The sequence below is a fragment of the uncultured Pseudoteredinibacter sp. genome (assembly GCF_947502065.1).
In the GTDB taxonomy this organism is placed as follows: domain Bacteria; phylum Pseudomonadota; class Gammaproteobacteria; order Pseudomonadales; family Cellvibrionaceae; genus Pseudoteredinibacter.
Genome location: NZ_CANMYE010000001.1, coordinates 888749 through 912902, shown reverse-complemented (window position 1 = coordinate 912902; position 24154 = coordinate 888749). Strand labels below are relative to the sequence as shown.

The 24154-nt window shown below is 47.2% G+C and carries 22 protein-coding genes; 4 read left to right on the top strand and 18 right to left on the bottom strand.

The features are described 5' to 3' along the window. Positions 1–24 precede the first annotated feature (24 nt). From Q1A41_RS03920 to Q1A41_RS03865, 12 genes are all read right to left on the bottom strand, one after another. A complete protein-coding gene (locus tag Q1A41_RS03920) occupies positions 25–1056 on the bottom strand; it encodes a GGDEF domain-containing protein (RefSeq protein WP_299974964.1) in 1032 nt (343 codons plus the stop codon). Positions 1057–1258: 202 nt separating this feature from the next. Beyond that, positions 1259–1690: a hypothetical protein gene (locus tag Q1A41_RS03915; protein WP_299974961.1), complete on the bottom strand. Its 432-nt coding sequence runs from the start codon at positions 1688–1690 to the stop codon at positions 1259–1261. A 229-nt stretch (positions 1691–1919) separates the two neighbouring features. After that, positions 1920–3317: a Si-specific NAD(P)(+) transhydrogenase gene (gene sthA, locus Q1A41_RS03910; protein WP_299974958.1), complete on the bottom strand. Its 1398-nt coding sequence runs from the start codon at positions 3315–3317 to the stop codon at positions 1920–1922. A gap of 72 nt (positions 3318–3389) precedes the next feature. Beyond that, entirely contained in the window at positions 3390–3638 is a 249-nt protein-coding gene (gene nqrM / locus Q1A41_RS03905) for a (Na+)-NQR maturation NqrM (RefSeq protein ID WP_299974955.1), read from the bottom strand. Positions 3639–3697: 59 nt separating this feature from the next. Further along, positions 3698–4783, bottom strand: a complete 1086-nt coding sequence (locus tag Q1A41_RS03900) for an FAD:protein FMN transferase (RefSeq protein ID WP_299974952.1) — start codon at positions 4781–4783, stop codon at positions 3698–3700. 3 nt (positions 4784–4786) lie between these two features. Then, positions 4787–6010, bottom strand: a complete 1224-nt coding sequence (gene nqrF / locus Q1A41_RS03895; RefSeq protein ID WP_299974949.1) for an NADH:ubiquinone reductase (Na(+)-transporting) subunit F — start codon at positions 6008–6010, stop codon at positions 4787–4789. Positions 6011–6022: 12 nt separating this feature from the next. Beyond that, positions 6023–6637, bottom strand: a complete 615-nt coding sequence (nqrE, locus tag Q1A41_RS03890; RefSeq protein ID WP_299768243.1) for an NADH:ubiquinone reductase (Na(+)-transporting) subunit E — start codon at positions 6635–6637, stop codon at positions 6023–6025. Positions 6638–6639: 2 nt separating this feature from the next. Next, entirely contained in the window at positions 6640–7296 is a 657-nt protein-coding gene (locus Q1A41_RS03885) for an NADH:ubiquinone reductase (Na(+)-transporting) subunit D (RefSeq protein WP_299768240.1), read from the bottom strand. Between the two features lie 3 nt (positions 7297–7299). Next, the gene (locus tag Q1A41_RS03880; protein WP_299974947.1) at positions 7300–8085 is read right to left on the bottom strand and encodes a Na(+)-translocating NADH-quinone reductase subunit C; all 786 of its coding nucleotides are present in this window, start codon (positions 8083–8085) and stop codon (positions 7300–7302) included. Further along, positions 8078–9277, bottom strand: a complete 1200-nt coding sequence (locus Q1A41_RS03875; protein ID WP_299974944.1) for an NADH:ubiquinone reductase (Na(+)-transporting) subunit B — start codon at positions 9275–9277, stop codon at positions 8078–8080. The genes Q1A41_RS03880 and Q1A41_RS03875 overlap by 8 nt, the downstream gene beginning before the upstream one ends. Before the next feature lie 2 nt (positions 9278–9279). Then, positions 9280–10626 (bottom strand): Na(+)-translocating NADH-quinone reductase subunit A, encoded by a 1347-nt coding sequence (locus Q1A41_RS03870; protein WP_299974941.1) that lies wholly within the window; start codon positions 10624–10626, stop codon positions 9280–9282. 868 nt (positions 10627–11494) lie between these two features. Continuing rightward, a complete protein-coding gene (locus Q1A41_RS03865; RefSeq protein WP_299974938.1) occupies positions 11495–12958 on the bottom strand; it encodes a glyceraldehyde-3-phosphate dehydrogenase in 1464 nt (487 codons plus the stop codon). 310 nt (positions 12959–13268) lie between these two features. Here Q1A41_RS03865 and mfd point away from each other — a divergent pair, with 310 nt between their 5' ends. Then, positions 13269–16733 (top strand): transcription-repair coupling factor, encoded by a 3465-nt coding sequence (mfd, locus tag Q1A41_RS03860; RefSeq protein ID WP_299974935.1) that lies wholly within the window; start codon positions 13269–13271, stop codon positions 16731–16733. A gap of 103 nt (positions 16734–16836) precedes the next feature. Beyond that, positions 16837–17910: a CsiV family protein gene (locus tag Q1A41_RS03855; protein ID WP_299974932.1), complete on the top strand. Its 1074-nt coding sequence runs from the start codon at positions 16837–16839 to the stop codon at positions 17908–17910. A gap of 59 nt (positions 17911–17969) precedes the next feature. Here Q1A41_RS03855 and Q1A41_RS03850 read toward each other — a convergent pair whose 3' ends face one another. The 6 genes from Q1A41_RS03850 to Q1A41_RS03825 all read right to left on the bottom strand — a co-directional run bounded on the left by Q1A41_RS03850 (position 17970) and on the right by Q1A41_RS03825 (position 22747). After that, positions 17970–18185: a cold shock domain-containing protein gene (locus tag Q1A41_RS03850; protein WP_299768220.1), complete on the bottom strand. Its 216-nt coding sequence runs from the start codon at positions 18183–18185 to the stop codon at positions 17970–17972. A gap of 249 nt (positions 18186–18434) precedes the next feature. Beyond that, on the bottom strand, positions 18435–19238 hold the full coding sequence (locus Q1A41_RS03845; protein WP_299974929.1) for an S-methyl-5'-thioinosine phosphorylase: 804 nt from the start codon (positions 19236–19238) through the stop codon (positions 18435–18437). Positions 19239–19268: 30 nt separating this feature from the next. After that, complete coding sequence (locus Q1A41_RS03840; protein ID WP_299974926.1) at positions 19269–19823, bottom strand: hypoxanthine-guanine phosphoribosyltransferase; 555 nt, start codon at positions 19821–19823, stop codon at positions 19269–19271. A 1-nt stretch (position 19824) separates the two neighbouring features. Next, the gene (locus tag Q1A41_RS03835; protein WP_299974923.1) at positions 19825–20952 is read right to left on the bottom strand and encodes a mechanosensitive ion channel family protein; all 1128 of its coding nucleotides are present in this window, start codon (positions 20950–20952) and stop codon (positions 19825–19827) included. A 61-nt stretch (positions 20953–21013) separates the two neighbouring features. Beyond that, positions 21014–22018, bottom strand: a complete 1005-nt coding sequence (gene nagZ / locus Q1A41_RS03830; protein WP_299974921.1) for a beta-N-acetylhexosaminidase — start codon at positions 22016–22018, stop codon at positions 21014–21016. Positions 22019–22075: 57 nt separating this feature from the next. After that, positions 22076–22747 carry a TetR/AcrR family transcriptional regulator gene (locus Q1A41_RS03825; RefSeq protein ID WP_299974919.1) on the bottom strand — a complete coding sequence of 224 codons (672 nt, stop codon included), beginning with the start codon at positions 22745–22747 and terminating at the stop codon, positions 22076–22078. A 443-nt stretch (positions 22748–23190) separates the two neighbouring features. Between Q1A41_RS03825 and Q1A41_RS03820 the strand changes: the two genes are divergently transcribed. Continuing rightward, positions 23191–23508: a DUF6763 family protein gene (locus tag Q1A41_RS03820; protein WP_299974916.1), complete on the top strand. Its 318-nt coding sequence runs from the start codon at positions 23191–23193 to the stop codon at positions 23506–23508. A gap of 180 nt (positions 23509–23688) precedes the next feature. Continuing rightward, positions 23689–24060, top strand: coding sequence for a hypothetical protein (locus tag Q1A41_RS03815; RefSeq protein ID WP_299974913.1), 372 nt, complete (start codon positions 23689–23691; stop codon positions 24058–24060). Positions 24061–24154: the final 94 nt, after the last annotated feature.

Genomic DNA, 24154 nt, shown 5'->3' with positions numbered 1-24154 from the left:
GATTTCCTGACTAGAGTTTCGGGCTTAGGAAAACTTCAATTTTTCTCCACAATCAGCGTGTATTACCAGCTGATTTTTTCCATTTTCCTTAGCTTGATACAGCGCCTTATCGGCGGCGGCGAGCCAATCTCTTGCGGTTTCTCCAGTGATCGCACTCGCACCAATACTGCTACTGGTGGGTATCCTCTGACTGCGTTCAATATTGCGACAGATTTTATCAAGCAATGTCTGTGCATTTTCCATTTTTATATCACGTAAAAGCAGCAAGATTTCATCGCCACCATGACGAAACACTAGATCCGTAGCCCGGCAATTACTTTTAAGTAAGTCAACAAGATTGACAATGGCATCATCACCAGCATTATGACCTAGCTCATCATTAATACGTTTGAAGTTGTCTAAATCGAAAATGGCTAAAACACAAGGGCGATCGAATTCCTTTGCAAAGGTAATACTGTCTTGCAAAATAGTTTCCAACTGGCGGCGATTATAGGCACCGGTAAGTGGGTCTGTTGTCGAGTGTACTCGTAACAGCTCCTGCATTTTACGGATTTTATAAGCAAATACATGCGCCAAAGTAGCCGCAGCAATTAACGAAGCTTCGATACGAAACCACTGCCCCAGTTCAATGGTTTGATAGCCAAAGGCTCCGCATAAGATAATTACCCCAGCGTTCACCGCTAAGCCAACCCAAACAGGCAGCACAAATGCGGAACTAACCAGAATTGGATAACACCAAAACGTGCCCGTCACTCCTAAAAAGGCAATCGGGGTGGTCGCAGAAACAACCAACAAAGACAGTACAAGAAATACAATCACCGCTGGCAAAGTAGCATTTTTGAAGTACATCCAAAGCGATGCTGCAATCAAAGAGCAAACAAAGGCTCCGTCCAATACCGCCAAAAGCAGTCGCTCATTGATCACATTCACATAGGTCATCACTATGTAAATGCTGCTCAGCATGCCGCAAATAAACAACAACAATTTGTGCTTTTGCTTATTAGAAGCCGCCAAAGTGTGGGTATCGTCCCAATTTGCTAAATCAAACTCATACATAACAACAACCATAGAATTTAGACAGCTACACATCCTTTAGCTGCGATTCTATCTATTACTTATGACTTCAAGCGTATTTCCTGTAAACGCGGAGCTACGCCACCATGAGTTAATCGGGGTAATTTAAAACCCGAAGCTATGTCTATAGATTGAATTGACAGAAATACAAATTGGATCAGCTGTAGTGTGTGACATGTCACACTTATTCTAAACGTGCCAAACGCAGGGTAATCGCCTGACGAAGTTTATCAATTTTGTTCACCATAAGCTTAATGGCAGCCTCATCCTGATCCAGCCGCCCCCATTGATCAGACCAAGCCTGATGAAGCGCATCAGCCTCTCGCTTTGCGTCTTCACCGATCAACATGCTGAGATCTTTCACTAAAACCACAGCAACCCACCCATTTCTGGGAGTCCAGCTTTCTTGTCGGTCGTAGTGCAGGCTGTACATGCCCTGCTCCAACTCGGAAAGTTTAAGCAATACCTGGAAGGCAGCCGTTCGCGTTGTACTGTTGTCTTCGCTAATCTCAAGGCGCCAAGCATTGTAAGCAAAGCTAACACAAGCTGAAAAAACACTGAGCACTACGGTGATGTAGTAGAACTTTAGACGACGCTCTAGAATGTTACTGTCCATGCTGACTAGGCCCCATTAACTTTTCCAAGATCAATACTTTGGAACGCCTTGTGAGAAATACAGCAAAACACAAGATTAGCATGAGTATTAAACAGCCGCCAGGCCCATAGGACGCCGCTTAACCCGAATTAAATGGATACAGCCAAAGCAAAACAAAGGGATAAGAGGCTGGATGAGAGGGTGTCGCCCAGCGAATGCTAGGCGATACCGCAAATACAACTGAAAAGACTTAGATACGATTTACTCGATTCAAGCCTTCAAGCGCCGCGGTACGATACGCTTCGGCCATGGTCGGATAGTTAAAGGTGGTGTTAACAAAATAATTGATATTATTCGCCTCACCTTCTTGATTCATAATCGCTTGACCAATATGAATAATTTCAGAAGCCTCTGCACCGAAGCAGTGAATGCCTAATATTTCATGGGTATCAATGTGGAATAGCAACTTCAGCATACCCACGTCTTCACCGGATATTTGCGCACGTGCCGTGTTCTTAAAGAAGGCACGTCCTACTTCGTAAGGCACACGAGCTTCGGTTAGCTCTCGCTCAGTTTTACCCAAAGAACTGATCTCTGGAAGCGTGTAAATACCGGTAGGCGCATCAGTTACAAAGCGACACTCTTCACCATTGATGGCCATGGCGATTTCACGGCCCTGATCATAAGAAGCACTCGCCAAGCTTGGCCAACCGATCACATCACCAGCGGCGTAAACATAGTCGATATCGGTTTGATAACGATCGTTTACTTTTAGCTGTCCGCGATGGTCTGCTTCGAGGCCAATGGCATCCAAATTTAGATTATCGGTATTACCCGTTCGGCCGTTACACCACAGTAAGGCGTCAGCACGTAGGCGCTTACCGGATTTAAGATGCAAGGTTACACTGCGCTCATTGGCTTCGACTCGCTCGTACTCTTCTAAGTGACGTACAGTCACACCACTATCGCGCAGGTGATAACTCAAGGCATCAGAAATTTCATCATCCAAGAATGACAGCAAACGCTCACGGCTGTTAATCAAATCGACCTTAATGCCAAGACCGGCAAAAATAGACGCGTATTCACTACCAATCACACCAGCACCGTAAATAACGATATGGCGAGGTGTATGATTCATTTCCAAAATGGTATCGCTATCGTAAACACGCGGGTGATTAAAGTTAACATCAGCCGGGCGATATGGACGTGAGCCAGTAGCAACAACGATATGTTTAGCGCGAATGGTTTCCACAGCACCATCTGGCAAGCGCACACGTACTTCATTCTCGCCACAGAAGCTAGCTTCACCAATATGCAAATAAACACGGTTGCGATTGTAGAAACCGGTATGCAAATCAACTTGCTTAGGGATAACAGTTTTTGCGGATTTCAAAACCTTAGGGTAGCTGACGCGAGTCGACTCACCCATATGGTGAAATAAATTATTCTGGTTAAAGCGAATAATCTGCTTTACCACATGACGCAGTGCTTTAGATGGAATCGTCCCTTTATGAGAACAGTTGCCCCCTACAACACCACGGTTTTCAATCGCACCAACACGCATGCCTTGCTTAACTGCTGCCATTGCAGCACCTTCACCAGCAGGCCCCGTGCCGATTACTAATACATCATAATGGTAATCGCTCATTGCCGATTACTACCTCTCTATTCCGTTACTGCTTCTTTAACAAAAACTGTCTAATAAAAATTACAGCGATACTTACTTTTTCATAGCATCATTGAACAAATCATTTTTACCGCTTTCTTCTGCAGCGTTCGACTTGCCCATTTTTTCTTCTTCACATTTGCTTTCGTCGCCACCGCAAATGTCACATACATAATTAGGATCTTTCAGTGCATCACCGACGCCGCCACAAGAGCCTGAAATCGGCTTACGGCCCATTAGGACACCTATGGACATCATCACAACCAATAAGGTAATGACTCCAAACGCGACTACATAAATCATGGTTCACCTCACCCCTATTAGGGTCAATCGTCTATCCCACCATAAGATGGGTTTTTACGCTATTGGACATAGGTCGCAAAAGCGCTGGAATACTTCTCTTTAAAACCACTATTGGTTTTTACCAACATAAAAACCGCCAAGTTTTCTTGCTCCGCTAAAGCCATGCCTTGTTCAGGCCCAGCGACAGTAATTACTGTCGCCCAAGCATCGGCCTCGGCTGAACTTGCTGCTAGAACAGTTACTGACGCCAAGGCATGAGTAATCGGGCGCCCTGTTCTAGGGTCAATAGTGTGCGAGTAGCGCACGCCCTCTTTCTCAAAATAATTGCGATAATCGCCTGAAGTGGCCACGCCTTTATCGCTTACAGCAATTAAACGCTGCGAGCTTTGACCTGCCAAGCTGCTGCTGGGTTTTTCTACTGCAATTTTCCATGGTGTGCCACGGTGACTCATACCTTTTAGCATTAGCTCACCACCCACTTCCACTAGATAATTAAACGCACCGCAGCTCTCAAGGGCCTCTGCAACTTTATCGGCCCCATAACCTTTGGCTACAGCGGATAAATTGAGTTCAACCGCTTTACCTTTTTTAAGACTTGAGCCACTTATTTCTATGCTATCACCACCGCTGAGCGCCATAGCATCCGCTATTTGTGCTTCACTTGGCACAGCATCTTCTGGTGAAGATTTTGGTCCAAAACCCCAAAGGTTAACTAAAGGGCCAATAGTGATATCGAAAGCACCGTCACTGAGTTTATATAGCCTCTCACTTAAGCGTAGGACCTTTTCCATATCAGCTGAAAGCTGAGCGCTCTCACCGGCCGCCATTGCACTCAACTTACTGAGTTCACTATCCGCTATATAGTGTGACATCTGCTGATTGGTCTGCGCCAAGCTATTCTCAATACGCTTGGCAAGTTCGGCCCGATCACAACTGAAGCCTTCATTACGCTCCCCATTTGGGGGCACTACTTTTGGGGGCACTACCGCAACATTGTATTGCGTCCCCATAGTGGGGCCACTAAAGCGCCAAGGCTCAACTTTTTGGCTGCAGCCCGATAAAAAAACGGCCGTACCTAAACAGAAGAAGGCCAGCAATGCTGGCCTCTTCCTATAGGCAGTTACCACTTTGGATAATGCCTTCATTGATTAACCACCGAAGTCATCAAGCAGGATGTTTTCATCCTCTACGCCCAAATCCTTCAACATGGCAATCACAGCCGCATTCATCATTGGAGGCCCACACATGTAGTACTCACAATCTTCAGGCGCTGGGTGATCCTTCAAATACTGCTCATAAAGCACATTATGGATAAAGCCCGTGAGGCCTTCCCAGTTGTCTTCTGGCTGAGGATCAGATAAAGCAACATGCCATTCAAAGTTATCGTTTTCACGAGCCAGCATGTCGTATTCATCGTCGTAGAACATCTCGCGCAGTGAACGAGCACCGTACCAGAAGCTCATCTTACGCTTAGACTGCAAACGCTTAAGCTGATCGAAAATATGTGAACGCATTGGCGCCATACCGGCACCACCACCGATGAATACCATTTCGTTATCGGTATCTTTAGCGAAGAATTCACCAAATGGACCGTATACAGTAATAGTATCGCCTGGCTTCAAGCTAAACACATAAGAAGACATCTGGCCTGGCGGTAAACCTTCGGTGCGCGGTGGCGGAGTTGCAATACGGATATTGAACTTCACCACACCCTTCTCTTCTGGGTAGTTAGCCATTGAGTAAGCACGGATAACCGGCTCATCAACTTTTGATTCCAAATTGAAGAAACCAAAGTGCTCCCAATCACCGCGGTACTCATCTTCGATATCGAAGTCAGAGAATTTGACGTGGTGCGGAGGACATTCAAGCTGAACGTAACCACCAGCACGGAAGTCTACGTTTTCACCTTCAGGCAGCTTTAAAGTCAACTCTTTAATGAAGGTCGCCATATTCGGGTTAGATTCAACAGTACATTCCCACTGCTTCACACCGAATACATCTTCAGGCACTTCAATAACCATGTCCTGCTTAACCGGAGTCTGACAAGACAGACGCCAGCCTTCAGCGGCATCGCGCTTTGTGAAGTGTGACTCTTCAGTTGGCAGCATAGAACCACCACCTGAATTCACCACACATTTACACTGTGCACAGGTACCACCGCCACCACAGGCAGAAGGTAAGAACAAACCGTTACCTGCCAAGGTTTGTAGCAACTTGCCACCGGCCGGTACGGTTAAGGTTTTCTCACCATTGATTTCAATATTTACATCGCCGGAATTAACCAGCTTAGCGCGGGCGCCAAGAATGATGAACACAAGCGCGATTACAATCACGGTGAACATCACAACGCCAAGTATAATAGTTAGATTCATACTGGCTACTCCTTACAGGCTGATACCGCCGAAGGACATAAAGCCCAACGACATCAAGCCAACAGTGATAAAGGTAATACCCAAGCCTTGCAGGCCATCGGGTACGTCGGAGTATTTCATCTTCTCGCGGATGCCAGCCAAGGCTGCAATAGCCAAAGCCCAACCTACACCAGAACCTACACCGAACACTACAGACTCGCTGAAGTTGTAGCTACGCTCTACCATGTACAGGTTTGCACCCATGATGGCACAGTTCACGGTAATCAACGGCAGGAATACACCCAAGGCGTTGTATAGAGCTGGGAAGAATTTATCCAAGACCATCTCTAGAATCTGAACCATCGCCGCGATCACACCAATAAAGGTAATCAAGCTTAGGAAGTTCAGGTCAACAGAGGCGTAGTCTTCACCCAACCAAGACAAGCCACCTTCAGACAGCAAGTAGGTGTACAAGACATTGTTGACCGGTACGGTGATCGCCAATACCACGATAACCGCAACGCCAAGACCAATAGCCGCTTCTACTTTCTTAGAGATCGCCAAGAAAGTACACATTCCCAAGAATGCCGCCAGGGCCATGTTCTCGATAAAAATCGAGCGAACAAACAAACTAATAAAATGTTCCATGATTAGGCCTCCGCTGGCTTCGTATTAGGCGAAATCTTGAAATCTGGCTCTTCGACCTGCGCTTTATCGTATGCGCGGATACCCCAGATGATTAGGCCAATAATGAAGAATGAAGACGGCGGCAATAGCAATAGACCGTTAGAAACGTACCAGCCACCTTCGGTAGCCAATGGCAAAATTTCATAGCCTAGCAACTTACCCGCACCGAATAGCTCACGTGGAATCGCAATGGCAATCAATAGAGCCGAGTAGCCCAAGCCATTACCGATACCGTCTAGCAAGCTTGCACCTGGGCCATTTTTCATGGCGAAGGCTTCAGCGCGACCCATCACGATACAGTTGGTAATAATCAAACCAACAAATACTGAAAGCTGCTTAGATACATCATAAGCCACCGCTTTCAGTACCTGATCAACCACGATCACCAAAGAGGCAATAATGGTCATCTGCACGATAATACGAATGTTGTTTGGAATGTGGTTACGCACCAAAGACACAAACAAGTTAGAGAACGCTGTTACTGTGGTTAAAGCCACACACATAACCAGCGTTACTTTCAAACTACCCGTAACCGCCAATGCTGAACAGATACCCAAGATCTGTAGAGCAATAGGGTTATTCTGGATAATTGGGGTAACTAAAAGCTCTTTTGCTTTCATGGCTTAGGCCTCCCCTTTTTGCAAATTGTTTAACAGCGGACGGTAACCGTTCTCACCCAACCAGTAGCGGTATAGATTTTCCAAACCGCGAGTGGTTAGAGTTGCACCTGATAGACCATCGATTTCGTGCTTTGAATCTTTAGGCGCTTTACCCTTTAAGATTCGAACCGCAACGTCACCATTGGTAGAGTACATCTCTTTGCCAACCCAAATGGCTTTCCACAATGGGTTATCAACTTCACCACCTAGCCCTGGAGTTTCTTTGTGATCGTAGAAACCGGTACCAACCACGGTGTTTAGATCAGAACCCAATGCCATAAAGCCGTATAGCTGACCCCAAAGGCCATAACCTTTTACCGGCAAAACGATGGTTTCTAAGCTACCACTGTCATTGTTGATCAAGTAAACCTTGGCGTATTTTTCTTTGCGCAAGATTTTCGCAGGATCATTGGCCGCTGTAAGAGTTTCAGAAAGCGCAGGATCTTTTGCCGCTTTGTTTTGGTCGTAAGCATCGATAGACACAATGCCGTCAACATCTTCAGCGCTAACAAATTTACCCGTGCTCAAATCAACAAGCTTAGGGGTTACCTTCTTCATCAACTCATTAACATCAGCGCCATCAGTCATCAGGCCAGCTGCTGCAAGAATGTTTTTGTTGAAGTCTAATTTCTTATTGGCGTCTTGTGCTGGCTTCAGTACTACCGCCGCTGTTGATACAACGATGGAGCAAACAATACACAGGGACAGTGCAACAATAAGCGTCTTCTTAATAGTATCGTTATTAGCCACGAGCCAATCTCCTCTTAACATTAGCCTGCACCACAAAGTGGTCGATCAGCGGAGCAAACAAGTTGGAGAACAGGATGGCCAACATCATGCCTTCTGGGAAAGCTGGGTTTGCCACACGAATCAAAATCACCATGATGCCGATCAGAGCACCAAACACCCACTTACCGGTGTTGGTCATCGAAGCTGATACTGGGTCGGTTGCCATAAAGAACAAACCGAAGGCGAAGCCACCCACAACCACATGCCAGTGCCAAGGCACATTCATCATTTGATTAGTTTCAGAGCCAATCGCGTTGAACAAAGTGGTCATCAGGAAGGAGCCAATCAAGACACCGGCCACAATGCGCCAAGCTGCAATGCGCATAACCAGCAATGCACCACCGCCGATGATCAAGGCTAAGGTAGAGGTCTCACCAATAGAACCTTGCATCTTACCCAGGAAGGCATCAGTCCAGCTCAAACCGTTGTTCACAACCGTCTCAACACCACCACTGGCCAATACAGACAAGGCTGTTGCACCGGTGTAGCCGTCAACCGCTGTCCATACCGCATCGCCCGACATATAAGATGGGTAGGCGAAGAATAGGAAAGCACGGCCGGCCAAGGCTGGGTTCAAGAAGTTCTTACCTGTACCACCGAAGACTTCTTTGGCAATTACAACACCGAAGCTAATACCTAGGGCCGCTTGCCATAAAGGAAGATCTGGAGGACAGGTTAAAGAGAAGAGTACCGAGGTTACGAAGAAGCCTTCGTTTACTTCGTGTTTACGTACCGTCGCAAACAATACTTCCCAGAAACCACCTACCGCAAATACGGTCATGTAGATTGGTAAGTAATAAGCCGCACCGTGTACTAAGTTATCCCAAATACTCGCCGCATCGTGACCAGCAAATAGCGCGATCAAAGCACCACGCCAGCCTTCAACTTGGGTAATACCCATGTCGGCCATAACGGTGTTGGCTTGGAAACCTACGTTGTACATGCCCCAAAACATTGCTGGGAAAGTACAAATCCACACTGTGATCATAATACGCTTTAGATCGATATGATCGCGTACGTGAGCGGTGGTTTTGGTTACGTCTTTTGGTTTAAAGAAACCGGTATCAACGGCTTCCCAGAGGGCATACCATTTTTCGTGCTTGCCACCTGGGTGCACATGGGGGGACATGCTGTCTAATAGCTTTTTCAACATACTTAACCCTCCTTCTCAATACGCGTTAAGTTGTCACGCAAGATGGGGCCGTACTCGTATTTACCTGGGCACACATAGGTACACAAGGCCAAGTCTTCCTCATCCAGCTCCAAAGCACCCAGCTTTTGCGCCATATCGGTATCGCCCACAATCAGGGCTCGCAATAACTGAGTTGGCAAGATATCCAGTGGCATGATGTTCTCATAAGCACCTACTGGCACCATGGCTCGCTCAGAACCATTGGCCGAGGTATTGAAGTCGAACAATTTACCCTTCATTAGGCTGGAGATGAAAATCGCCAAGCTAGAGTGCTTATTAACACCTGCGCGCAAGTAGTGTAAAAACTCGCGCTCGCTCTCACCTTCTTCCAATACCGCCACCTGATTGGCGTAGCGGCCAAGATAAGCAAAAGCACCGTTGGCTTTGCGGCCACCGAAAACACCACCAGAGATCACGCGCTGCTCACCGGCTTTTAGCTGACCGGCAGTTAGCTCATCAGTGTTAGCACCTAAGCGCGTGCGAATCAGGCGAGGCTGTTCCACACTAGGGCCTGCCAATGCGATCACACGATCAGTGCTGATCTGGCCAGAAGTGAACAATTTACCAATCGCAACCACATCCTGGTAGCCCACAGTCCACACAGTCTTGGTGGCGCTTACAGGGTCTAGGAAATGAATATGTGTACCGGCGTTACCCGCTGGGTGAACACCTGAAAACTCGTGGCTCTCAACACGGCTGCTGTTACCCGTTAGCACATCTGCACCGGAAGCCTTACAAACGTAAACCTTGCCTGTCGTCAAACGTGATAGCACGGTCAAGCCGTTCACGAAATCGTCACGCTGGGAGCGAATAATCACCTCTGGGTTAGCCGACAATGGAGAGGTATCCATGGCGGTAACAAAGATGGAGTTCGGTGCGCTGTCTAGTGCCGGTACTTTACTGTACGGACGAGTGCGCAACGCCACCCAAAGACCACTGTTGTTCAGGTTATCTTTCACCTGCTCTTCAGTTAACGAAGACAATTGCTCAACGCTGTAGCTGGCGAAGCTTTCTGCCTCTTCGCCTTCTACATCGATCACAACCGACTGCAACACACGCTTAGCACCGCGATTAATCGCGGCTACGGTGCCGGCAGCGGGTGCGGTGTAGCGCACGCCTTCGGTCTTTTTATCGGTGAATAACAGCTGCCCAAGCTTCACTTTGTCGCCTACGGATACCGCCATGGTAGGTTTCATACCATGGTAGTCAGGTCCAACAACGGCGACAGAGCGAATAGACGGACCATCATGGATGGTCTGCTCGGGAGCCCCAGTTATGGGTAGATCGAGTCCCCGACGGATATTTATCATACGTCTCTGCCTAATCACTTAAAAGAAAAGTGGATAGACCAGATTGTCTTACGTCCCGCCTTGTAAGCGGCAACTGCAAACCAGTCCATGTATTCTGTGCCCAGCACCCGTACAGTGCTGCGGCATATGGTTACCCTCGTGGGCAAACCCGCGGCAGGCGTATTGAGACAGAAGCCCTGCTTCCTTTTATATAAGGTAAGCACGGCTAGCCAGAGGCTAATATGACATCAAACGGCTGCTGCTCTAAATTCGTACAACAATAAGCAGGCACTAGCCTTAGCTTATTTAGGCGACTTTTTGCTTTTCTTATCGCCCTATCTTTATCTTGTTATTCTCGTGATTCTTTAATGGTGACCATGGAACCAATCAAAGCGTTACATCGTCTTATTTAAGGTCACTGGCACCGTTGAGCTTACCGGCACCGCTTACGGTTCCATCTTAGGATTTCATCCTAATTGCAGGCTGACTCCCACAGCATTGCAAAATGAACCCTTACCAGTTTAGTAGAAACCTCATATTTCGCACGAGACGCCGAAAAATCCGCCATTTTGACACCTAAAGCATCATTTTTAGGATTAAGCTTCTGATTTCACGGCGAGTTTTAGCCGCATAGAACTAAAACGGCGCAATTATAAAGATGCCACGACTAGCTTGCCAGCATAAGCGCAAAGTTTTCGCCTTTTTTTCTGTAAAAAAGAAGGAGATAACTAGGGATTGTCGAATTTTCGACAATGCGATCACAATTCAACCAAAGCCAACCAAGCCACCTCACTTAAAATGGCGCAGGCTTACCCGTTGCATAAGCCATTTACAAAAATAAGACACAAAAAAGCCGGGACTAGCCCGGCTTTTTTCGCCTAAGTATTCCTTAAGCTTGCGGATACATATTGTAGTTAACACCGGCCATATCTTCCAAGCAGCGCATAACCTGACAACTGTAACCAAACTCGTTATCGTACCAGCAGTACAATACCGCGCTGGTACCATCAACGATGGTTGCTTCGGAATCGAATACGGAAGCGTGACGCGAACCAACGAAGTCCGAGGAAACCACCTCTGGTGAGTTGGTATAGTCGATTTGCTGCTGCAAGCTTGAGTGCAAAGCGGCTTCGCGCATATAGGCATTAACCTCTGCTACAGTGGCTTCTTTTTCCAGCTGCAGATTCAAAATAGCCATCGATACGTTTGGCGTCGGAACACGGATCGCATTACCGGTTAGCTTGCCGGCCAATTCAGGCAAGGCTTTTGCAACCGCTTTTGCCGCACCGGTTTCGGTGATTACCATGTTCAATGCAGCAGAACGACCTCGACGATCACCTTTGTGATAGTTATCGATCAGGTTCTGGTCATTGGTATAAGCGTGAACAGTCTCTACGTGACCGTGCTTCACACCAAAACCATCCATCATGGCTTTCAATACAGGAACAATAGCGTTGGTGGTACAAGAAGCCGCCGATACAATTTTATCTTCTGGCTTAATTTCGCTATTGTTAATACCGTATACGATGTTCTTAATGTTGCCCTTACCTGGAGCGGTAAGAATAACTTTAGAAGCACCATTACAGGCGACGTGTTGGCCAAGGCCATCTTCGTCGCGCCATACACCGGTATTATCTACAACGATTGCGTTTTTAATGCCGTAGTCAGTGTAATCTACCTCGCTAGGCGAGTTGGCGTAGATAACTTTTACTTCATTACCGTTAAGAACCAAAGATTGACTCTCTTCATCGACTCGGATGGTGCCCTTGAACGAACCGTGAACAGAATCACGGCGCAACAAGCTAGCACGTTTAACGAGGTCATTTGGTGAACTACCTTTGCGTACAACAATGGCACGCAAACGCATAACATCACCACTACCGGCCTTCTCAACCAATAGGCGAGCGACTAGGCGACCAATACGGCCAAAACCGTATAGCACGATATCTTGTGACTCAGGCAAAGGCTTCTCATTGCCACCTACCAAGCCTGATAATTCTTGAGCGACGAAATCGGCAGCGCTAACGCCCTGCTCCATTGGGCCGCCTTCTTTCATATAAGCAACGGTGATCTTACCCAGATCGATATGGGCTGGGCCCAGGTTCATTGCGCATACGGCTTCTAAAATCGGGAAGGTCTCAAACTCAGACAATTCATTGGATTCAACCTGACGCACAAAACGGTGCGACTTCATAATGTCGATTACAGAGCGATTAACCAAAGAACGGCCATACATATAGATGCCAATGTTCTTTTCGCGGTTTAAACGGCCGATCATTGGGATCATGGCCTCTGCTAGCGCTTCGCGCTCTTTCCAATCTTTAAAGTAGTCGTCCGGCTTTGGTCGATTCACGGTACTTACCTTTTGTTGAACTAGCACATTCAGCGCCAGTGACGGTTGAACAAAATTGTCACACCCATTCCATTGGATGTCCCACCCCCAGAGGCTAAAATTTGGCCTAAATGCCCGCCCAGCTGGTGAGTGGGCGCTATTATCGTGATTCAATGCCCCTTCCGCAAGGGACAATGGCGAATGCTGACCATAAATCTAATGGATACACTGGCTCCAAGCTCTAAACTGGTTACAATAGCCCGCCTTAAAGGTCATCGGGCGCTCTACAGCCCCGCCGAAACCGTTGATTGAGTTAATTAGAGAGTGACAGATGAGCCAACGTGTTAGCCCATTACAGCCCAATATAGAGACCAGCAAGCAACACAGTCTCTATTGGCAAGGCCTGCATGGCTCAGCAGGCGCCTTAGCGATTAGCCGCAGTGCTGATGAACACCAAGGCCCCGTACTGGTGATATGCCACAATGGTGCCGAAGCCGCTCAACTTGAAGCTGAAATTGGCTTTTATAGCCCCCATCAAGACATTATTCATTTTGGGGATTGGGAAACACTGCCCTATGACAATTTCTCCCCCCACCAAGATATTATCTCTGAGCGTTTAAGCGCCCTATACCGCTTACCGCAATTGAAATCTGGGATTATCTTGTGCGCAATGTCTACGCTAATGCACCGCTTGGCACCGGCCAGCTTTGTTAGCGCCTCCAGCTTGTTAATCGAAGTTGGGCAACGCTTTGATATCGAGCAGCAACGAAAGCTACTGCAAGAGGCGGGCTATATCTGTGTAGATACGGTATACGAGCATGGCGAGTTTGCTGTCAGAGGCTCATTATTGGATATTTTCCCCATGGGCTCGCCGGTACCTTATCGTATCGATCTCTTTGATGATGAGGTGGATTCTCTACGCAGTTTTGACCCTGAATCCCAGCGCAGCCAAGATAGAGTAGAAAAAGTCGAATTACTGGCCGCCAAAGAGTTCCCCGTCGATGCCGCCGCTTTAAGGCAGTTTCGCCAACGCTGGACCGAAGAGTTCAGCAATAGCGACCCAAAATCCTGCAGTATTTATCAAGATATCGCTGCCGGTATCGCCCCAGCTGGTATTGAATATTACCTGCCCTTATTTTTTGAAGAGTGCGCCAGTCTGTTTGACTATCTTCCGGACAACACCCTATGCGTTATGAGTGGTCCATGTCACCAGGCCAGTGAAAACTTTTGGCGCGATATCAGCGAGCGTTACGAGAGCCGAAAAGGTGATGTAGAACGCCCCTTGCTTAGCCCGGCCCGATTGTTTTTAGGCGCTGGCGAGTTATTTGCGGCCTTAAAACAGTATTCACGTATTGAGCTTAACCCTGAGAAAGACTCCCCTAACAGCATTCAATACGACTGCCGAAAGCCTCCCGAACTGCCAGTTAACGCTAAGGCCGAGAACCCCCTTACCGCCTTAGAGGCATTTTTACTGCAAGATGATAATCGCGTGCTGTTCAGCGCTGAATCGGCGGGGCGTCGTGAGTCACTGCTCGACCTACTGCGAAAAAACCGCCTACAACCGACCGAGGTAGAAAGCTGGCAGGACTTTGTCGATGGCGAGGCTGATTTAGCCATTATTGTTTCACCATTAGATCGCGGTTTGGTACTGGCGAAAGAAAATGTCAGCGTCATCTGTGAATCCCAACTATTTGGGCAACGGGTACAGCAAACTCGCCGTCGACGTAAAGCGCAATCTGAGCACAGCGATTTTGTCGTTAAAAATTTGGCCGAGCTGAATATCGGAGCCCCCGTTGTACATATCGACCATGGTGTTGGCCGCTACCGAGGCCTACAGACCCTTCACACCGATGGTCAAAGCGATGAGTTTTTGATGCTGGAATACGCCGACGAAGCAAAGCTCTATGTTCCCGTCGCCAACCTCCATTTAATTGCGCGCTATAACGGCGCTGAAGAATCACTGGCACCATTGCACCGCCTAGGCAGTGAACAATGGCAAAAAGCCAAACGCAAAGCCGCCGAGAAAGTTCGTGATGTCGCCGCCGAGCTTTTGGACATCTACGCCCGCCGAGCAGCGCGTAAGGGCTTCAAGTTCCGTGATCCGAAAGACGCCTTTGATGATTTTGCGGCCGGCTTCCCCTTTGAGGAAACACCCGACCAGGTTGCCGCGATTGAGGCTGTCTTTAGCGATATGACCCAAGAGAAGGCCATGGATCGCTTAGTCTGTGGTGATGTAGGTTTTGGTAAAACCGAAGTCGCCATGCGCGCTGCCTTCCTAGCCGTGCATTCAGGTAAACAAGTTGCCATGCTGGTGCCTACCACCCTGCTTGCACAGCAGCATTATGAGAATTTTAAGGATCGCTTTGCCGACTGGCCGGTGAACATCGACGTTATCTCCCGCTTCCGTACCGGCAAGGAAACCCAGGCCGTCGAAAGCAAACTCGCAGATGGTAATGTCGACATTCTCATTGGCACACATAAGATTTTGCAATCTGGCTTGAACTATAAATCGCTAGGCCTTTTGATTATCGATGAAGAACATCGCTTTGGTGTTCGCCAAAAAGAACAACTAAAGTCGCTACGTTCAGAAGTCGATATTCTGACCATGACCGCAACACCGATTCCGCGCACCCTCAATATGGCCATGTCGGGTATCCGTGATCTGAGTATTATTGCGACACCTCCTGCCAAGCGCCTATCTGTGAAAACCTTTGTCCGTGAAAGCGACTCTGGCCTGGTAAAAGAAGCCATTTTGCGTGAGCTCTTGCGTGGCGGTCAGGTCTATTACCTACACAACGAAGTTAAAACTATAGAAAAAGTCGCCGACGAGCTCGCCGCTGCGGTGCCTGAGGCTCGTATCGCTATTGGGCATGGCCAAATGCGTGAGCGTGAACTGGAGCAAGTCATGAGCGACTTTTACCATAAGCGCTTTAATGTCTTGCTATGCACCACAATTATTGAAACCGGCATTGACGTGCCTAACGCCAATACCATTATCATTAATCGTGCGGATAAATTTGGTTTGGCCCAGTTGCACCAGCTACGCGGCCGAGTCGGACGTAGCCACCACCAAGCTTACGCTTATCTGTTAACTCCTAATAAAAAGTCCATGACCCGCGATGCGCAAAAACGCCTTGAAGCCATCGCCAATGCACAGGACTTGGGTGCTGGTTTCACCTTGGCAACTCATGATCTAGAGATCCGAGGCGCCGGTGAACTGCTAGGCGATGATCAAAGCGGTCAGATGCAAGCGGTTGGCTTTACCATGTATATGGATATGCTCGATCGCGCCGTTAAGGCCATTCAGCGCGGTGAAACGACAAATATAGAAGATCCACTGGATACTCAGGTGGACGTTAACTTGCGCGTACCAGCCTTAATTCCAGAAGACTATCTACCGGACACTCACAGCCGTTTGATTCTATACAAGCGAATCGCCAGCGCCGAAAACAGTGCGCAACTGCGTGAGCTACAAGTCGAAATGATCGACCGCTTTGGCCTATTACCCGATGCCATCAAAAATCTATTTCGTGTTACCGAGCTCAAGCTACAGGCAACTGGGCTTGGTATAGAAAAATTGGAAGCCGGCAGCCAAGGCGGTGTTGTGGAATTTGCGAGCCAAACCAAAGTTGATCCCATTACTATTGTGAATATGGTGCAACAGCAGCCTCAGAAGTTTAAACTCAATGGCGCCAATCAGTTAAGGTTCAGCCTAGATTTGGACAATAACGAAACTCGAATCAGTACTATTGAGCAGCTAATAAGCGCGCTCAGTGGCCAACAAAATAAGGGCTGAGGAACCTGCAAGGACGATAAAAGGTCCTAGCTACACTCACCGCAAGGCCTTTGAACTAAAATCAGGGGCAAGATTATTCGTTAATCGCTAAGGATTAGATTCAATGAAACAATATTCCATCGCATTGGCTAGCCTATTTGCCGCCAACCTAAGTGGCATTAGCCTAGTTCAAGCTCAAGCAAGTGCTGCCACCGCGGAGCAAGAGCATTGGTATGCGGTGGAAGTAATCGCCTTTAAACGCTTGCAAATCAATCAAAACGAGCGACCGATTAATCTCGAACGTCTAAGCTTGAGCTACCCCACAAATAGCATGAGCATAATCAACGCTGAGACTGCGGCTGAATTGAACACCCAGCAAAAAACTGAAGCTATAGCGAGTAGTGATAGCAATACCACTATCGCTAGCTTTAACGGCGATTCCACGCAAGGCGATAGCGGCACGCTTACCCACGCCCCCCTTATGAGTAAAACACTGATGCCAGGTACATTCCTTGTGGCCACCCCCAGGGCGGAGCAGGAATTAAATCCACAGGCCAGCAGTCTTGCCCGCAGCCGCAATCAGCGCGTGTTATTTCACCATCGCTGGAACTTGCAGCTACCACCACAACAAAAGAAGTACAATATCGCTATTAACGGTGGAGAAAGCTTTGGCGATCACCAAGAGCTAGAAGGCTATATCCAGTTGAGCCGCTCCCGTTACCTGCATATTGAAACCAATGTCTGGCTCAGCCAATTTGCCATGGCTCAAGCAGAGGATTTCGGCCGCTGGCTCGACTTGCCCGAGCGTCCAAGTCCTTTCGAAGTAATAGCGCCTAAAAACCCAACGGAACTAAGTTTAAACAACGCTTGGGAAACAGCCGAATCGATTAGCAATACGCCTGAGGCAATTAGACCTACTGAGCTGCAACAAACTACTGCCAGTAATTATGTCGTTAACAGCATCGAGCAATTACAACAAAAGCGTAGAATGCGTAGCGGCGAATTGCACTATATTGATCACCCGGCATTTGGATTACTGGTAAAACTAAGCCCTATTGAAACACCGGTTTGGCCATTTGATAATTCCTTACTTCCTATCCTACCTAAGCCGGATATCGAATCAGAAATACCAGAAGTAGAAAATACAGAAACCGACAGCCCAACTCCCGCTGGTATATCGCTGCGTGGAAGTAAATAGATTCTAAAGATGAAGTGCGCAGCTAAGCAGCTGCGCACAATGGCAAGGTTCTAGCTGTCCTACTGAACGCAAACAACGTCTTCGGCTTGTAAACCTTTATCGCCATTTTGCAGGTCGAATTCTACCTTTTGGCCTTCGGCTAAAGATCGATATCCTTCCCCTCGAATACTTCGATAGTGAACAAAAACATCATCACTACCCTCACCCCTTGTAATAAACCCATAGCCGCGTGCATTGTTAAACCACTTGACTACGCCATTTGCACGATCAGACATTCCTAACCACCCTTCCTGATAAACTAATCATAACTAGTTTTTTATCTCCGCCGTTTCCCTTGGCATTTGCCAGCTTTACACTGATCGTACATCAAGCCAAGACGGAGCCAAACTACCCTCAGATAGCGACAACCGCTTCCGTCTGGCGCCAAAATCCTAAAGATAAAACCACAAGGATTATGGCGACTAGTACTTTTTATGATATTTAATATTGATTGTCTAGTACCTATTGTTGGGTTTTGGGGGTTTTCAGTGCATCTTTACACAATAGGACTCGATAATTTTACGAACTTGGGAAGTACAACTACCTAACTGAGAGTAGATCTCATCCATGGTAATGGGTGTTGAACTGATTCCCGCAGCCCAATTCACGACCATCGCAAGTGCTACATAGGAAATATTGGCCTCGGCGGCGAGAGCGGCTTCAGGCATCAAGGTCATACCCACTAGATCGCAGCCATCCCCCTTAAGACGCTTAATTTCAGCGGGGGTTTCCAAACGCGGTCCTTGTGTACAGCCGTAAACAAAGCCTTTAGGAATACCCGCCAGATCGGCAATATCTCGATTCATTTGGGCATTAAAGAGTTCGGAGCAATCGATATGGTCCAAAGGGTAACTTAGACCATCAAAAAAGGTAGATGATCGACTGTGGCTATAGTCGATAACGTCACCGACTAAGGCCAAGGACCCTGGAGCCAGTTCCTTAGCAATACCACCGACCGCGTTAACAGCAATCAGCTTTTCTATTTGCAGGGCTTTAAGCGCCCAGATATTGGCGCGATAGTTAATTAGATGAGGGGCTATACTGTGCTCACTACCATGGCGCGGTAAAAAATAAACCAATATCTCCTTCGCTAGAGGAAGCCTAATCTGCTGCAGTGAGACAGGCTGATCACTAAATGGCGTTGGAATCGATATGTTTGCGACCGTCTCGGCACCCGGGTAGTCATCTAAACCCGAGCCACCAATAATGGCGACAGGAAGGCTTGCAGCCCCTTGAACAGTTTGCTGCAAGCACGACGCCTGCAGCTCAGCATTAATAGTTAAGCTCACTAAGCGTCCTATAATCTAATAAATATTAAGTTAAAGTTGTTTTTCAGCAACGGCGTATATACCAGGCGCATTACGTAAATAACCCTGATAATCCAAACCAGCACCAAAGATAAAACGATCACCTACCGCAACAGCACGATAATCAATGGCAATATCTTTTTTCTCACGTTCATGCTGTTTCTCAACCAAGACCCCCGTTTGTACCTGGGTGGCCCCCTGCTCTAAGCAGTACTCTTTAAGAGAATGCAGGCTTAAGCCCAAATCAAAAATATCATCCAACAAAAGTACACTGCGCCCTGCAATAGAGATTTGGGACAAGGCTGGCCAGCGCGTTTCCTGCTTGCCACTAGGGCCAGATGCCGCATTAACATATTCAAGTTGCAGCTGAAAATCCAACAAGGGCAGTAATTGGCCACAGGTTACCAGGCCGCCATTCATAATACACAAGATCAAAGGATTTTGATCATGTAAGTTCTTGCGTATCCGCATGGCCATACCTTGCACACCCTGCTCAAGCTCATCGGCACTGTGTAAGCAGTCTGCACTGTTCCAAACAGCCTGCAGCTTTTTATCTACCAGCTTCATATCAAACCTGCCCTGAAGGAAGCTCTGTATTCGGAAGTTCTGAATGCATTGTATTTAAATGAATTGTTGATGTCGGGTAAGCGCACTCAGCACCATGACTATCTATAATCGCAAGAATCTTAAGTAACACATCTTGTTTCACCTCATGATAGTGCGCCCAATTGACGGTTTTGGTAAAGGTGTACACAAAAAAGTCCAACGATGATGGAGCAAAGGCATTGAAGTTCACCATTAAAGTTTGCTCATGATCAATTTCATCATGAGCTTCAAGCATCGCCTTTACGTCATTAACGATGGCGGTTACTTTTGCAGCATCGTCGTATCGAATTCCGATGGTTTCATAAATTCGGCGATTGAGCATCCTTGAAGGATTCTCCAAGGATATTTGAGTGAACGTAGCATTGGGAACATACAAAGGGCGCTTATCAAAGGTACGAATGCGCGTTAGGCGCCAACCGATATCTTCCACGGTGCCCTCAATATTCTTATCGGGTGAACGCACCCAATCACCTACTTTGAATGGGCGATCCATATAGATCATTAGACCACCGAAGAAATTGGCCAAAAGATCTTTTGCGGCAAAACCAACCGCTAGACCACCAATACCGCCAAAAGCTAAAACACCAGAGACGCTGTAGCCTAAGGTTTGCAAGACGACTAGAACCGAGGTAATGATCACCGAAACACGCAGCAATTTACCCATTGCGGAAACGGTCGTCTGATCCATAGGTTGATGAGCATACTCTGGATCAACAAGGTTTTTTTCAGCCCGACTAATAAAGCGAACCAAAAACCAAGCAATAATCGCCACCACACCCACTTCACGAATAGGCTGCACAGCTTCAAGCAAATTAACCTCTGACTGGTGCGCTGAGATCTCTAGCGCCCAGCACAAACCAATAAGCCATATTAACCAACGAACCGGCTTTTGCGCCGCTTCGATTAGGGCATCGTCCCAAAGGTTTTTACTTTTGGCAGCCTGTTTCATCAAATTGTTGAACACCACACGAGCTACAAACGCCACTAACAAAGTAGCAACTACAATAATGAAAACTTCAGCGATCCAAATATTTTCTCGCCCGGTAATTTCAGACAGCCAGTCTGGCATCGCTACCGCAGAATGAATCATCGACAACTTCCTGTGAATAAAAAACTGATTAAACTAACAAAGTTCATTTAGATAAACTGGCTTATGCCAACAGGCGTTCAGCGTAGGCTTTTCCAGCCTGCCAGCTCGAATCACTCGCTAAATCACCCCATGACCATTTCCGGCGTGCCAGCATAGTCAGTAAGCGTTCCTGACTTTCTGGCGCCATCTGATAATCTTGCAGTGCATCAGCAACCTCTAAGGCGCCCTGGCGATTATTACAAACCAAAACCATATCGCAGCCAGCATAGAGGGCCAGTTTTGCCCGCTCAGCATAACTACCAGCTTGCACAGCGCCCTCCATACTAAGGTCGTCACTGAAGATTACGCCGTTATAAGTCATTTTTTTGCGCAGGACTGTTTGCAACCAGTAATCAGAGAAACCTACTGGCTGCTCGTCGATCTGGCTAAAAATAATGTGTGCTGGCATTAAAGCATCTAGCTGGGGCAATAATTCTGCAAAAGGCAGCAAATCCCGCTGCTCCACTTCCGCCCAGCTGCGCTTATCGATTGGCAAAGTCAGATGGCTATCTTCTTGCACCGCCCCATGCCCCGGGAAGTGCTTACCGGTAGTCGCCATTCCTGCTGCAGACATACCGCGCATAAAGGCTGCTCCAAGACGAACTACCTCTCTTGGATCATCAGAAAAGGAACGGTCACCAATAATACTGGAAAAACTTTCATCAACATCTAACACCGGCGCAAAGCTGATATCAATACCGCAAGCTAATACTTCACTGGCCATCAAAAAGCCTAACTGCTCAATATCGAGTTCGCTCGCCGCTTCTGAGGCTTGTTGATACTCCTTGATCTTTTGCATTGCGGGTAGTCGTTGAAAACCATCGTCCTTTAAACGTTGAACCCGACCACCCTCTTGATCAACCGCAATGATAATATCTCGGCGAATCGCCCGGATGCTTTTCACCAGCTCGCACAATTGCAAGCGGCTGGAAAAGTTGCGTTGAAATATAATCAAACCGCCAACACAAGGTTGCTGCAATAGCTGTTCGTCTTCTTTACTGAGCTCTAGCCCATCCACATCAATCATAAGTGGGCCTGGGCCCATAGTCTGCGTCGTCAATTTAGGTCTCTCAATAGATAGGGCTTAATCGGCCGCTGGAGTTGAAGAATCTACAGCCGGTATCTGCATCATACGACTTAAGGTAGGGATCAATAGTTCCAATGCGCGCTCAACGCCACTGTGTTCGGAGAAGTTGTCTTCGATGATTCCTTGAATCGAATCAATGCTCGATAAAGTAAACACCGTTGCCCCCAACAAAAAATACAGCTGCCAATAGAAATCGACTGGATTGATCCCAGGAAGCGTATCTCGCAGTAAGTTTAGAAAGCGACGATACAAGTCACCATACTGGCTAACAATAAACCGCCTTAAATGGCCTTGGGATTGAGTGTACGCCATGCCTAAAAGGCGCATAAAGCGCTGCAATTCGATAACTTGCTCTGCTTGATTCAGGCCAGGCTTGGCGGCAACCGTTTCCATCAAAGTACTAAACAAGCAACGAAACAAGGCCTCCACCTGGTCACTGCCCTTAAGCTTATTAAGATTCTCTGACAGTTGCTGGCAAAAAGGATCCAATGTTCTGGCGAACACGGCCTGAATAAGCGCTTTTTTAGAGCCAAAATGGTAATTTACAGACGCTAGATTCACCCCGGCAGCGGTGGTGATAGTACGCAATGAAGTTTCCGCGTAGCCTCGTTCAGCAAATAGAACGCTCGCTGCATCAAGTATGCGCTCTACAGTTTCTTTTTGGGCCATCCAGCCTGTCCAATCGATTCATTATAAGGGCTTGAAAATACTGAGCTGCACAGCCCTTGTCAAGGTCATCATTCAGTTCAGCAAACCAAGCAAATACCCCACAAACCTCCATTTCTAAGTGACAGCAGGTGATTTTGTCGAGCAATTTTTAGACAATCTTATTATGTCCAGAATTCTGTATAGAACAGAAATTTTTAAGCAAAATTGGCCCGATTTTTTCCCGGAAATAAAACTCTAGGAAAATGAATCAATTAGAGAGACAAAGGGAATTTTCAATGATCACCATCAAGAAATGGCGCCTAAAGTCATGACCTCAAACACTGTACATGCCCCGTCACCATGGTATTTTGCCCTACAAGCAATGCAGCTTTTAACCACAAGTGTTGTGGTAGCCGCAGGGCCAATAGCCATAAATAAATTCGAGGGTTTGGAGGTAATAAACAATGGCAAATCAACTCCCAGTCATCGGTGATTGGTACAACGACCTAGCTGTGGGACAGATTTTTGAAGTGGTAGCCATTGATGAGCATGCGGCCACCATTGAGATCCAATACGCTGATGGTGGATTGGGTGAATACGATATGGAATCTTGGCAACAGCTCACTCTAGGACCTGCTGAAGCTCCAGAGGATGCATCAGCCGGCTATGAAATGAGCCAAGAAGACAGCTATGTGGGTGATGAGGTTATGATCCCAATGGACGGTGGCAATCCACTGGCCTCCATCGAACCCGATAGCTTTTCAGGCTTTGACGACTTCTAAAGACCACTACCAACAGCTGCCACACAACTGCCCACTCCCCTTTTCGCTTCGATCGATTGGGGGTCCCCATCATTAATAGGAAGGAAAAAGACAGCTAAAACCTCTTTAAGAACATTGTTTAATGCTAATGTAGCCAAAAGAATAATAGCAGCTCAGGGATTACTATCTTAGGGAAGAACAATGGAAAAAATTGCTTTAGATAAAGATTTGATCAAGGACGCTATGCAATCGCTGGCCTACTTTGCATTTATAGGTGCGATCTTTCGATTTGGTGGCCCAGAAGTTAAAAGCGACATCAATAAACTGATTCCCTTTGTGCTTATCTTCCTCACTCTCTTGTTTTTTATTTACATTTTCACAATTATTCATGTGATTCGCCCAGCGGTGCAGATCTATTATCCAGAATTTGGCTTGAAGGGCGTTGATTCACATTATCGGCCACTAAATCGCCTCCACCCTGCCAATGTAGTATTTGCTTCAGTTCTCGCTTTATATATCTATATAGGCTGGTTTATCGTGAGCATTGGCTTGATGGCAGGCTTAAGCCAATAAGCCATTATCCTGTCCCGTGCAATAGGGCCATAGCCTGTGGGCTGATAGCTAATTACTTCAGTTTGCTAAGTCCTTCTCTATTTGAATTTTGTTT